The organism is Bacillus sp. AR8-1 (assembly GCF_008042345.1).
GTDB classification, from domain to species: Bacteria; Bacillota; Bacilli; order Bacillales; family Bacillaceae_G; genus Bacillus_A; species Bacillus_A cereus.
This window is the reverse complement of record NZ_QNUB01000029.1, coordinates 1-13348: the sequence shown is the minus strand read 5'-3', so window position 1 is coordinate 13348 and position 13348 is coordinate 1. Positions and strand designations below refer to the sequence as shown.

Here is a 13348-nt window from a genome sequence, read left to right as displayed (position 1 = left end):
GAAGTGGGGTGACGGTATGAGTTCTTTTACATTTAACAATATACGTAAGGATTTTATTCAAATCGAAAAAGGATGGAAAAGACCAGCTTGGGCGCCATTAAAGCGAAAATTTCTAAGTGTTCCAGGTTATCCAGGTGCAAGATTATTAACGACAGAAACTGAAATGCGAGTTTTACCTGTTCCGGTCGGAATTATTGTTCCTGATGGATCTGACCTAGAAACATTAAAAGAAGAAATAGCAGAGTGGTTAATTACAGAAAAACCTGTTGAATTAGTCTTTGATGTAACACCTGATAGGACATACCTGGCGGTTATTGATGAAGATTTTGATCCTGAGGATTTTATTACTTTAGGTAAAGGTACTTTGAATTTTGTTTGTCCAATGCCATATAAGTTAGGGCCTACTAAAACATTAGAATTTGAAATGGATGGGCGGGGGTTAATAGCAAATGTTCAAAACAAAGGAAGTGTAGAATCCAATCCAATTATAGAGGCTGAAGTGACAAAACCTTCTACATTTCTTGATGTATGGAATGGAACGAATTATTTTCGCATTGGATATCCATTAAAAGCAGACCAAGTTCCAGTTGAAAGAAATCAACGTGTGTTATGGGACGAGATGGGAACAACCATAGGATGGACGGATGTACCTAAAACTGAGGATATGACTGGTGGAGGAAAGTTTAAATCAGATGGATACCGTTTTATGGCCGAGTATCTAGGGGAACCTACAGTAAAAGGATGGCATGGTTGCATAGCCAAAAAGAATATTCCACAAGGACCATTACAGGATTTTATCATGCAAGCTTATGTACACATTAATAGTTATCATTGGGATCAAATGGGGCGTGTGGAAATCGGTCTCCTTGATGAAAATAGCGATTATGTAGCCCGTATATCAATGAGTGATGTCCAATGGGAAGCCGAGCAAAACAGTGGATTTGCTAGTGTGGGGAACAGTAAGAAACCTGGTGGGCAAGTTTTAATTAATGAATATGGAGATCATCCAGATACTTGGACTAATTTTAGAGGGCGATTATGGCTCGCTAGGACCGGTAATAGATGGGAAGCGTATATTTCTAAGTTTATATTAGGTACTGAAATCGATGATGCTGAAAGGTTCGTTGTCTGGTTTGATGAAAATAACGTGAATATGAATAAAGTCACTCAAGTACAAATCAGCATTTCTCAGTTCTCTAACAACATGTTTTGTTCGCAAATGTCTATTGACGATTTGAAAATTTGGAAGGTTAACATGAATACACAAAATAATCCTCCTTATATCTTTGATGTTGGGGACAAAGTAGTTATTGATACTGAGCGAAGTCTTGTAACGATAAATGGTAAAAGTGCTATTAATCTAAAAGATATATTTAGTGACTATCCTGTTATTCATAAGGGTTCGAATAAACTAGAAATCATGCCTTCAACTGTTGGAACAGCCAAAGTAATGTATAGGGAGCGATTTAGATGAGGACACCAAGTGGAATCTTACATGTTGTTGATTTTAAAACGAGTCAAATTGTTTCCAATATACAACCAAAAGATTATTGGGACGATAAACGACATTGGGAAATAAAAAATAACATTGATACATTAGAGTTTAAAGTGTTTGATAATACAGATCATGCAGTGACACTCATGCAGCAAAATTTAGTTTTAAAAGAAGTTCGTGATGGTCGCATTGTTCCATATGTAATTACTGAAGCTGAAAAAGATTCAGATGATAGATCAGTCATTGCTTATGCATCTGGGGAATGGATTCAACTCGCGAAAGCTGGCATTATCAATCCACAGAAGATTGTAGGTAAAACAGTCAATGAGTTTATCGATATAGCTCTTGTGGGTACGAAGTGGAAAAGAGGAAAAACAGAATACGCTGGCTTCCACACTATGAAGATTGATGAATTCATAGACCCACTGAAATTTTTAAAAGACATTGCATCCTTATTCGATTTAGAAATTCAATATCGTGCAGAAGTTGTAGGGTCTCAAATTGTTGGTCGTTATGTAGATATGGTGAAAAAGCGAGGACGTGATACAGGTAAAGAAGTAACTCTTGGTAAAGATTTGATGGGTATCAAACGAATTGAGAATTCCCAAAACATCTGTACAGCCCTATTAGGGTTCGTAAAAAAAGAAGGTGGAGACTTTATAACCATCTCTAGTATTAATAATGGAATTCCTTATCTTGTAGACAATGATGCATTCCAGCGATGGAATGAACGAGGACAACATAAATTCGGATTCTATACACCGGAGACAGAGCAAGATATAACACCACAACGTTTAATGACTCTTATGAAAACAGAGATAAAGAAACGCGTTAATTCATCTGTTTCTTATGAAGTAAATGCACAAAGTATCGGTCGTGTATTTGGACTAGCTCATGAGCTAATTAATGAAGGCGACACAATTCGAATTAAAGACACTGGATTTACACCGAAACTTTATTTAGAAGCACGGGTAATCGCTGGTGATGAATCATTTACCGATCCTTCACAAGATAAATATGTATTCGGAGATTATCGAGAAATTGTGGATGCTAATGAAGAATTACGTAAGCTCTATAATAAAGTCCTGGCTTCAATAGGTAGTAAACAAGAAATTCTTAATCGGCTAGATGAGTTAGTTAAAGAAACTGTTGTAACAGCAAACAATGCTCAAAAAGAATCTGAAGTCGCGAAGAAACTTGCGGAAAAGGTCCAGGAAAACCTAAAAAATAATACGGTGAATATTATTGAAGCTAAAAATCCACCGTCCGATAATCTTATAGTAGGTAAAACAGTGTGGCGAGATATTACCAACGGTAAACCGGGTATTTTAAAAGTGTGGAACGGTAAAGGTTGGGAGCTTCTTATTCCTGATGTAGAGTCAGTAAAGGAAGAAACACTGAAACAAGTTAATAAAGATATTCAGCTCACAAAAGAAGAATTAAACAAAAAAGTGGAAGAAGCGCAAAGCGAAACCAATGGACAATTCAAGGAAGTTAAAAATAGTCTCCAAGAAGTTTCGCAAACTATTAAAAATGTACAAAACTCTCAAGGTGAAATTAATAAAACTGTTTCTGAAATGAAACAAACTAACGAAGGTTTTACTAAATCTATTGAATTATTAACAAAAAAAGATGGTGAAATCACTGAAAAATTAAATACAGTGGAAGATACAGTTGAAGGTACAAAACAAACTATTGCCGATGTGAAGCAAACAACAAACGTTTTAACAAAAACAACAAATGAAATAAAGAACACGGCGACTTCAAATAAGCAGACCATTGAACAATTACAAACCGACATGAGTAACATTTCTGTAGGTTCAATTAATCTAGCAAGCGATTCAGAAACAGGGTTAAACAAACAGAATATGACCGGAACATGGTCAGACAGTAAACAAATGACTCTTTCTAATAAGATTAATTACAGAAATAAGACGTTTGCTATTTCTTTTTTATTCACTGGGAAAATGACTAAACTTAATACAAACCCTTGGTTCGGTGTAGAAACGGCAATAACTTATACAGACGGAGAGCAAGAATGGAAATCTGTACGTGCAGACTCACAATTAAAGATTAATGTAGATTATAAGGACGAGCCTCTAACTGTTACATTCAAAACAAAAGATAAGGATGTAACTCAAATTAGGTTTTATTACTCTGGAAGAAATATTGATGGTAATTTAAACTCACATCATGCGAAATTGGAAGAGGGGAACATAAGAACTACATGGCAGCCTGCTAATGATGAAGTTACTTCTAAAGAAACGTTCACGAAAAAAACAACTGAGATTGAGCAAAGTGTGAATGGAATCAAAGAAAGTATTAAAACGGTAGAAAAAACACAAACCTCTTTTAATGAACGTGTTAACACTGTAGAAAAGAATGCAGAAGGAACAACTGCAAGTGTTAAGAGATTACAGGAAACACAAACTGAGCAAGGAAAAACGCTTAGTGAGGCTACTACAACAATAGGTCAACATTCTGAAGCATTGAAATTAACAATGAAAAAGAAAGACGTTGAGGATTATGTAGGCGGTTTAGGTACTGTCAACGAATTGCGTGATGCGGATTTTAAGTTAGGGCAGAAATATTGGTTTTGGAATAGTGGTAATGGAGCAACTGGATCTGTTGATACGAATTTAAAATACAAAGGTATGAATACATTTGCAATTACCGGTACTGGCCAGACTCAAGATCGTTGGTGGGGACTTACAAGTCAATTCATTGAGTGTCAGGTTAATGAGGACTTTGTTGCATCAGGTTATTTCAATACGGATGGGAAAACACTTATTGATAGTGGCGGTGCATTTATAGAAATTGAATGGTGGACGGCTGATAAAAAAACTCGTGTTAAAACAGCTAGAACGAATATCAAGGTTGTAAATCATACATGGGTTCGTGCTGTATGTACAGATAAAGCGCCAGCTAATGCAGCGTTTGTGAGATGGCGTTATTACGTTACGAGAAATGGGCGTTTATGGTGTGCTGCACCTATGTTACAACGTGGCACTATAGCTACAGAATTTTGGTTACATCCGAAAGATCAGACTGATGTTGATAAAATGATGGAAGATATCGCTAATAAAGTAGCTACCGAAAAATACAATCAGAAAGTTATTGAATTAGAAAGAAGTATTAGTGCTACTGAAAAAGGCGTTTCAATTATCTCTGGAAAACAAGAAACGTTTATAAATGAGACTTATAATGCCTATGTAAAGAAAACGGAATCTAAGTTAGAAGTGTTAGATGAAGGGATTTTAGCGCAGATTTTAAAGGACGGCATTGTCACTGCGATCAATATGTCCCCTGGGAAAATTACAATCAATGCTGCAAAACTGGATATTAATGCCGATACAATGGTGCGATGGTTAACCGCAAAGGGTATTGATACGAATCTTATCAAAATTAATGGCGATAAGATTACCATCGATAAAAACGGCGTTACTGTTAAAATGTTAGACTTCCTTTTTGAAGATGAATGGGGAACGAAAACAACTGTTATGCCAAAACGAAATTTAATAGCCGATCATGATTTTTCTAGTGTTCCAAAATTGAATATAGGTAACCCAAATTATCAGGGGTTTGGTGCTGGATATGGTCTACCTTGGAAAGTACAAGGAAACGGTGTAGTGATAGAAAATAACACTTTTATATTTAACTATGAACAAATGGTAAATGCAGTCCGTGTCGACACGTATAATTATCCAGAAACAAAGGTTCAAAACGGGATTCATCCAGGAAACTCTTATACATTGTCAGCACATTATAGAACCGCACAGATTAACGGTGTGCGTACAACTGCAAAACCACGATTGCAGGTATGTTTTGTTACGCCATTGGATGAAGTGAGTTATAAAATTTGGCACGAAATATATAAAGATTTTCCAGAGCCATCTACATTTTATGGTGAAATTAGAAGGTATAATTTCACATTTACCGTTCCTAACAATTACAATCCACAAGAACATATGATTGTAGTTAAAGTTACAGCTGCAAATGCGCAAGTTTCTGCGGGTAGAGCTGTTTGTGTTTCAGGGATAACATTGGTTAGTGGTAACTATGCTTGCATGTATAATTGGGATCGTGCGGCAGCAGAAAGGGCCGATGGTCTTCAACCGTTTAATAGAATTGCTATAGGCGGTGTAAATAACAACATAGGTCCATCTGATAATGGGCAGACCTTTGATATAAGTACAGAAAAGGATGTATTCATAAATCAACCTATTCTAACGCAAGGAATAAATTTAGGGCGTAATAGAATGGGCCAAGCTGGGTCCATTCGTTTCTTTGATGGCGGTCAAGGCTATGGGTTTTATTTTATGGGAATGGGAGGACAATGGTACAAGCTACCTAACGTTTAGGAGGAAAATATATGAATGATTACAAGGATTTACAAGGTTATCCCTTACAAGCGGGGCAAGGTGCTCCGTTTGCTGGTAGGTTAGTAGATTCAGAAAGAAACGAAAACGGAGTATTTGTGCGAATTCCTTTTGATATGCTAAACAATGCCGGTTTATATGGTGCGAATAAAGTAGAGGTGTGGGGGGAAACGGATGGCACGATATATTTCCGTATTGCAACAAGATGCGAAATCTGTAAACGCGGAGCTCGTCTGTACGCACTGGATATGGGATTTGCGAAAAAGCACATTTGTATGGAGTGTTATACATCGCTTACCAGTTCTTATCCACCACAAGAACCACTAAAACCAACTAATGAAAATAATACGTAAACAGAGCAGGAGCAGTATTAGCTGGTCTTTTTTTATTTCTGTTTATATTAGTTTTTAAGTATTTCAATTATTAATTATAATATATAATAAATATGATTTTATTGTCATATAATTTAATAGTTAATTTAGGAGGTATATTATGAAAAAGAAATTTATGCTAATGATGTTGTTGTTTGTTTTGATGGTAGGGTTGCATCCTAATTCAATGACAAAAGCAGAAACATCAAGCACACAAGGTGAACAATTTGAACAAGGGAAGTATGATTTACAAGCTGAGTTTTCTTTTGGTCAGAATTGGAATAAAAATTCACCTTACGTTGGACCAGAAACACCTAAAGTGAAATGGGAGTATAAGGTTTTTTACAAAGAAGGTGGTATTCAAACATTTTACAGTCAACCAGCAATTGGAAGTGATGGGACGATTTATATAGGAAATGCAAACCAAAAACTGTATGCATTTAATAAAGATGGTTCAGTTAAATGGGTTAAAGATGGTATAGCGAATATTTACACTTCACCTGTTATAGCGGCAGACGGAACTATTTATGTTGTAGGAGGAAAATTAACAGCTTTAAATCCAGATGGTTCAATAAAATGGCAAACTAAAGATAATGGTTATGTTGATACTCCTATTCTAGATAGTGAAGGTACACTTTATGTACGCTATGCTGCTTATGATAAGAGAACAATACACGCATATAATCCAAATGGATCAAAAAAATGGGTATCAAGTGAACTGTTTAAAGGAACGACAACGGGAACTAATTCTATGCTTATGTCAAAGGATGGAATTATTTATACTGTATCTTCAAGTGGTGAAAATTATTATCTATATGCTCATGACAAAGATGGTAAAGAATTATGGAATAAAAAGATTAAGGGGAATGGAGGTAATCCTGGTTTTTCTTTAGGTTTAAATAGCGAATTATATATAAATGGTGGGTCTATTATATACGTTTTAGATAAAGATGGAAATATAATGAAACAATGGGAACAGGATGAGATTAGTTCGAAATCTGCTCCTACAATATATTCAAAAGATGGAACCATTTATATAGCTAAAAGCGGTGGTGTATATGCATATAATCTAGACTATACACTGAAATGGAAATATGAAACAGGTACTCAGGTTATTATTAACTCACCGGTAATCGATAAAAATGGTGTGATTTATGTTCATTCATCTCAACAATTATATGCATTAAACCCAGAGGGGACACTGAAATGGAAGACCGAGTGGTCATCTCCTATTTTCCATGGTGGTACTTCAAATAACTCTATAAGCATTGGTAAAGATGGAGTTTTGTATATTCTAGGGCATGTGCCTAAGGAGAATAAAGAAACGTATTATTCATTAGTAGCTATTGGCGACTCTTATACAGACACTGTATGCACTAAAGATAGTACATACATGGAAGTACTTAAGTCGTTGGAAGCAAAGAGTAAGAATGCTAAATTAACAGATGAAGAGAAGAAAGAAGCACGTGATATTTTAAAGAAATTATCGGATGATCTTGATAAAACAGACAAATAAACTTACTTGGATTAATATAATTGAATGGTTTTTGAGAAAAGAGGGACAAGCGTCTCTCTTTTTTATTATAAATAAGGAGATGGAAAGATGGATCGTATTGATGTATTAATGAAAGCATTTATCGCTACATTTGGTGGCTTTTGTGGGTATTTCTTGGGAGGATGGGATGCAACATTGAAAATCTTAGTAACGATGGCAGTTATTGATTATCTAACTGGCATGATTGCAGCAGGGTATAACGGAGAATTAAAAAGTAAAGTTGGTTTTAAAGGCATCGCCAAAAAGGTGGTGCTTTTTCTTTTGGTCGGAGCGGCAGCTCAATTAGATGCAGCGTTAGGAAGTAATAGTGCTATTCGTGAAGCAACAATTTTCTTCTTCATGGGTAATGAATTACTTTCACTTTTAGAAAATGCCGGACGAATGGGTATTCCGCTTCCGCAAGCTTTAACAAATGCAGTCGAGATTTTAGGCGGTAAACCAAAACAAGAAGATAGAAAAGGAGATGTTAAGTAATGGGACAAATTATTGATATTTCAAAATGGAATGGTGACATTAACTGGCCTATAGCAAAGCAATACATTGATTTCATCATCGCTCGTGTACAAGATGGTTCAAATTATGTAGATCCATTGTATAAAGGATATGTACAAGCCATGAAGCAACATGGTATTCCTTTTGGTAACTATGCATTCTGTCGTTTCGTTTCTGAAAATGATGCACGAATAGAAGCTCGTGACTTCTGGAACCGTGGAGACAAGAGCGCGACAGTCTGGGTTGCAGATGTTGAAGTAAAAACAATGAATGATATGAGAGCGGGCACACAAGCATTTATTGATGAACTACGCCGATTAGGTGCTCAGAAAGTTGGTTTATACGTTGGTCATCATATGTATGCTCTGTTTGGTATGGCAAATGTAAAATCTGATTTTGTTTGGATTCCTCGTTATGGCGGTAACAAGCCAGCTTATCCATGCGATATTTGGCAATACACAGAGACAGGTAATGTACCTGGTATCGGTAAGTGTGATTTGAACCAATTGATTGGTAGTAAACCGTTATCCTGGTTTACAGGAGAAAAACAACCAGAACAAGCTATTGCCAATGGCGGCTATCAGTATGTTAAATCTGGTGGTTTTGGTATCTCATTGGTTCAGGAAGTCGTAAATGCTATGAATGAGCGTGGAACAAAAGGGAAGGTTGTCTCTGATCCATTAACTGGTTTAGCTTACTTACAAACTGAAGTACTACCTAATGGCGAGCTTGATAAGATTACAGCTTGGATGGATGAAAGAAACTGGTGGTACGAGTACATTAAAAAATAAAACAAAAGAATAGTTTTATTAATAAAAATTATTATCTGGTTCTATATGTAGATAATTATATATTGATTTTCATCTTTATAAATGTTAGGGTAAATATACACCGTTTCTTATTTATCTATGAGTACTGTCTGTAGAACGAATAGAATAATTTGAAAAAGATCCCCTGATGCACTCATATGCAGAAGGGGATCTTAATTTTTATGAGATTTAAAATTTACTTTTAGATAATGCTTTAAGTACTGGCTTTACAATTAAACCTATTAAACGAAAGCCTTTAAATATAGAGCGTACAACTTTCATGAAGATGCTCCCCTTAAATTAAAGGACATAACTTATTCCTTTATTTCTTTTATTGCGTTTAGTGAATCTTTAAAGTATGCCAAACCATCCATTACAGATTGTTCATACCCTTTAACCTTTTCTTTATCCCTTTCGTCTAAGCCTGAAAACATGCCGGCTACTGCCTTTTGATATACTGTTAAGGAATCTATCAGTCCGATTTGTAAATCTGTGTACTCCTTAGGTGGGTGAAGAGATTTTATCTTGTCAGCTTGTACTTGTACTTTATCATACTGCGCTTTTAATTCGTCTTTATTTGTCAATAGTGTTTTATCTTTTTCAATTATTGGTTTCGTTGCGCGTAATTCAGATTCAAACTTATTAGCAAGTTTATACACTGTCTCTTGATACTCTTTTATAGTACTGAATCTCGTATTGTCTTCTATCTTGTCTTCCTTTTTAATTACATCTTTCTCTTTACTTACTTCTTTTTTACTAGCTTCTTCATCTTGTATTTTCTTCTCTAACCCGTCTTTCTCTTGATTTATTTTTTCTTTACTAGCTTTTTCATCTTGTATCTTCTTTTCTAACTCGTCCTTTTCTTTATGTAGTTTATCTACTTCTTCATTTAACGATTTTATAACATCCTTATCAGATCTGGTTTCAGTTTTCTTTTCTGACTCTGCTACTTGTAAGTTATCAGTTTTCTTTTCTTTTTCTATGTCATTATTTGAACAACCTATCGCTGATAACATGATTGGAAGTGCTAAACATATTAGTTTCTTGTTTTTCATTTCTCCTACCCCTTTACTTCTTATTTTGTAGATTCCCTTTATACTCTATTGTTTACGTTTTTATACCGCTCACTTGCTTTTTTAGCGTTTCCTTGCTTTCATTACTACTTCACTTTCTAATTCCATCATTTCAAATGTATCACCGTTAAAGGATAATACCTTGAATTCCGCATATGGTGGTAAGTCTATACCTTCTTTCTCTGAGCCATGCTCTATAAACTTCTTATACTTGAAGGTAATTTCTTTCTTAATCCCGTCATACTTCCATTCACCTATCATATGAGTTTGATTACGCTCTTCCTTGTTTTCACTCTCATACATGAGGAAAGAACCATCTTTCTTTAAGTCAAAACCTAGATTAAATTCACCATTTCGATATGTACCCCAATCAGCTACTAACTCTTTACCGTTTGCAGAGATATTAACAGTCCCTTCATCAGAGTCTTTCTTTTCTTTCTGTTTCTTATCCATTGCTTTCTGTTTTGCCCCAGGATAATCTGCTTCAAAATCTTCGAATAAGGTTTCCAACAAACGAGGTCCGTAGTTTACATCGTTCATACCTTTTTCTAGTACTTCTTTTAGTCTTACAGTACCAATTCTACCGTCGCCGAACTTTCTAATATCTTCTTCTACTCTATTTAATCCTTCTCTACTCTTTGTTACAGCTTCTTTAATGAGGTACTCCTGCTGCTCTTCATACTTTTTCGGTGCATTCATGCTTTCTAAATCATCCAATACAAGTCTCGTATCCGTAATAGCATCTATTGTAGGCTTTGTAATTGATTCACCATCTTCCATCATTGATTTAGCTTTTGCTTTTATACTATCTATTTCTTGTTGTAAGTCTAAACGTAACTCAAATGCACGATTGACATATTCTTTTTCGGATAGTTTTTTTGTACTCTTTTCTTTCTTATCTATATCATCTGTAGGAAAACCTTCTGTATCGTCTTTATCAGAGGATTGTTTGCCTGTATCTGTTTTTGTTTCTTTACTGTATGAGTCTAATTGTATGTCTTTTTTCGGTTTAGACTTTTTTTCCGCTTCTTCCTGCTTAGCCTTAATAGTTGCTAATGCACCTCTTAGTTGTTTTTCGATATCTTCATCACTATAATGCATTTTTTTCATATCTTCTATCATTTTATCTGCTTTAAACTCTTTGTCTACCTGTCTAAACTCTGATTGAGTAAGTCCGTATGTTTCTGTTGTACAAGCTGATAATAACATGATAGGTAAAGCTAACGTTACGATTCTCTTTGCTTTCATTTTTACATTACCCCTTAGTCAGTTGAATGATTATATGTATAATTACAAGTTACTCTAGTACAACTTCTTTATAGCTTTCATATACATGTCTGACCCTTGATTTATTAAGCTAAAACCATCATTAACCTCAGATTTATTCATATTATCTAGGTAAACGTATACGTCTTCTATCCCGTCACGCATAATTTTCAACGAACGTAAAATAAGTTCATGAATATCTTTTTGCCCATCACCAGGTGTTAGAGCATTGAATTTGTTTGTTACGTTTGATACATTAGCTAATGCGTCTCTGAAACGCTGTTTTGATGTACTTAGCGTACTATCTTCATTAATTATCTTAGACATTTCACCCATAGAGGTTTCTAACTCTTTAGTTAAATCCATAACTTCAGTCTTATAAGCTTTTGCTGCTGGACTTTCTTTAGCAGTTTCTTGTTTGTCTGATGCATCTAGAGATGTATTATCTTTTAAATGGTCTTTAGATACCTCACAACCTCCACCCACAAGCATGAGTGCAAGTGCGAGATATACTAGTTTCATTGCTTTCATTTTAGTGTATTCTCCTTGTGATATTATTTGTTTCTCTAGTTAGGGCTCTCTTCATTACTTAAGCCAACTCATGTAAGGTGTCTACTTTTGATAATGTCAATTCAACACCTTCACGCATAGTCTCCATTTTATGGATTACTATTACCTAAAGCGATAACCGCAGAAATATATTCTTCATTTAATCCTTTTCGAATTATAGCCATACATGTCCCAGACTCATCACCTAAGAATGCTGTTTCTGGAACGCTATTTTTTAATATTTCACTAGTAAATGTAATGATTTCTCTTTCTGGATCTTGAGCATCTGTATAACGCTCTTTCTCTATTGCATCGACTGGAAGTATATTTTTTACTTCTGTCATGACATCGGATAATGAACGACTTTGTTTTCCTGATTGGGAAAATTGAAGGGTGATATTATTTGCTCTACCTTCTAAAAACATTGCTATAATATAATCGTTTGCAAATCTAGCGATTGAAGTGGACCCTTTATTTGAACCGTATTCTTTTACAAAGTTTTCTTCTGTATCACCGAGACCTGCTTTAACAGAAATTTTATTTGATTGTGTGGCTGGTAATTGTTTTTCCTTATCTGGTGTAGCTTCTTTCTTTTCTTTTTGTTGTTTCTCTTTTTCTTCAGCTTCGGCTTTTTCTTCAGCTTCTTTTTCAGCTTTCTGTTGTGCTTCTTCCTGTTTTTGTTTTTCTTCAGCAACCTTTTTCTTTTCTTTAGCTTGTTTAGCTTTTTCTTGTTCTTCTTTTTCCTGTGCTTTTTTCTCTTGCTCGTTAGCTTTCTTCTCTTTTTCCTTTTCAATTTTTTCTTTTTCTTGGTTTTCTTTTAATACTTTTTCTTCAGCTCTTTTTTTATCAATTGCAACTCGTTCTTCTGGAGTTATCGACTTGCTAGCAAACACGCTTGCTAAAATAAACGAAATGAATAATACCGGCAAGAAAATTAATATAACTCGACCTCTTGTTTTTGTGTTGCCAAAACGAACTACCTTTCCTGGTTTGATTAGGCCTATAATTAGTGCAATCACCGATAGTATTGACACTAATAAAAACAAAAACATTAATGCAGTAAACAAATAAAAACCTCCTTATATATGTAAATCAAAATATAATTATAACAGGAATAAATGGTTGAGTTACATAATTATTGTAAAAAATCTAATGTATACTTTCTTCAGCTCGCATAAACCCACATTCAAAAAACTTGTCCATTAAGTTACTTACAATCCTTTTGGATGAGTTATTGTATTAATGAAGAGTATGATAGACATGTATGGAAATGAAAATATATTTACAGTCTGCGAAATGGACATATAATAGAAGAAAAAAGAAATATTTATATTGTCATCACCCTGTTGGCGTCAACCT

At 34.9% G+C, this 13348-nt stretch carries 10 protein-coding genes; 6 read left to right on the top strand and 4 right to left on the bottom strand.

Features of this window, described 5'->3' with window-relative positions; all coding sequences use genetic code 11:
- Positions 1-16: 16 nt before the first annotated feature.
- The 6 genes from DN400_RS19730 (at position 17) to DN400_RS19705 (ending at position 9083) form a co-directional block, all read left to right on the top strand.
- Entirely contained in the window at positions 17-1474 is a 1458-nt protein-coding gene (locus DN400_RS19730; RefSeq protein WP_147801877.1) for a distal tail protein Dit, read from the top strand.
- Complete coding sequence (locus DN400_RS19725; RefSeq protein ID WP_147801876.1) at positions 1471-5856, top strand: phage tail spike protein; 4386 nt, start codon at positions 1471-1473, stop codon at positions 5854-5856. Before DN400_RS19730 ends, DN400_RS19725 begins: the two co-directional genes overlap by 4 nt.
- A gap of 11 nt (positions 5857-5867) precedes the next feature.
- On the top strand, positions 5868-6227 hold the full coding sequence (locus DN400_RS19720) for a hypothetical protein (RefSeq protein WP_097982150.1): 360 nt from the start codon (positions 5868-5870) through the stop codon (positions 6225-6227).
- A 139-nt stretch (positions 6228-6366) separates the two neighbouring features.
- A complete protein-coding gene (locus DN400_RS19715; protein WP_097982151.1) occupies positions 6367-7761 on the top strand; it encodes an outer membrane protein assembly factor BamB family protein in 1395 nt (464 codons plus the stop codon).
- Between the two features lie 87 nt (positions 7762-7848).
- On the top strand, positions 7849-8274 hold the full coding sequence (locus DN400_RS19710) for a phage holin family protein (RefSeq protein ID WP_147801875.1): 426 nt from the start codon (positions 7849-7851) through the stop codon (positions 8272-8274).
- Positions 8274-9083 (top strand): GH25 family lysozyme, encoded by an 810-nt coding sequence (locus tag DN400_RS19705; protein ID WP_147801874.1) that lies wholly within the window; start codon positions 8274-8276, stop codon positions 9081-9083. Before DN400_RS19710 ends, DN400_RS19705 begins: the two co-directional genes overlap by 1 nt.
- A gap of 332 nt (positions 9084-9415) precedes the next feature.
- Here DN400_RS19705 and DN400_RS19700 read toward each other — a convergent pair whose 3' ends face one another.
- From DN400_RS19700 to DN400_RS19685, 4 genes are all read right to left on the bottom strand, one after another.
- Positions 9416-10156 (bottom strand): DUF7018 domain-containing (lipo)protein, encoded by a 741-nt coding sequence (locus DN400_RS19700; RefSeq protein WP_074596291.1) that lies wholly within the window; start codon positions 10154-10156, stop codon positions 9416-9418.
- Positions 10157-10237: 81 nt separating this feature from the next.
- On the bottom strand, positions 10238-11422 hold the full coding sequence (locus DN400_RS19695; RefSeq protein WP_074596293.1) for a DUF3994 domain-containing protein: 1185 nt from the start codon (positions 11420-11422) through the stop codon (positions 10238-10240).
- Positions 11423-11476: 54 nt separating this feature from the next.
- Positions 11477-11971 carry a hypothetical protein gene (locus DN400_RS19690; RefSeq protein ID WP_074596295.1) on the bottom strand — a complete coding sequence of 165 codons (495 nt, stop codon included), beginning with the start codon at positions 11969-11971 and terminating at the stop codon, positions 11477-11479.
- 128 nt (positions 11972-12099) lie between these two features.
- Positions 12100-13056, bottom strand: a complete 957-nt coding sequence (locus tag DN400_RS19685; protein WP_080495892.1) for an NADH dehydrogenase — start codon at positions 13054-13056, stop codon at positions 12100-12102.
- Between the last annotated feature and the right edge of the window lie 292 nt (positions 13057-13348).

Bases quoted from the DNA above. Each gene is read 5' to 3' on its own strand.
- DN400_RS19690 (WP_074596295.1), bottom strand. From the start codon at position 11,971: ATGAAAGCAATGAAACTAGTATATCTCGCACTTGCACTCATGCTTGTG.
- DN400_RS19700 (WP_074596291.1), bottom strand. From the start codon at position 10,156: ATGAAAAACAAGAAACTAATATGTTTAGCACTTCCAATCATGTTATCA.
- DN400_RS19720 (WP_097982150.1), top strand. From the start codon at position 5,868: ATGAATGATTACAAGGATTTACAAGGTTATCCCTTACAAGCGGGGCAA.
- DN400_RS19695 (WP_074596293.1), bottom strand. From the start codon at position 11,422: ATGAAAGCAAAGAGAATCGTAACGTTAGCTTTACCTATCATGTTATTA.
- DN400_RS19715 (WP_097982151.1), top strand. From the start codon at position 6,367: ATGAAAAAGAAATTTATGCTAATGATGTTGTTGTTTGTTTTGATGGTA.
- DN400_RS19705 (WP_147801874.1), top strand. From the start codon at position 8,274: ATGGGACAAATTATTGATATTTCAAAATGGAATGGTGACATTAACTGG.
- DN400_RS19730 (WP_147801877.1), top strand. From the start codon at position 17: ATGAGTTCTTTTACATTTAACAATATACGTAAGGATTTTATTCAAATC.
- DN400_RS19710 (WP_147801875.1), top strand. From the start codon at position 7,849: ATGGATCGTATTGATGTATTAATGAAAGCATTTATCGCTACATTTGGT.
- DN400_RS19725 (WP_147801876.1), top strand. From the start codon at position 1,471: ATGAGGACACCAAGTGGAATCTTACATGTTGTTGATTTTAAAACGAGT.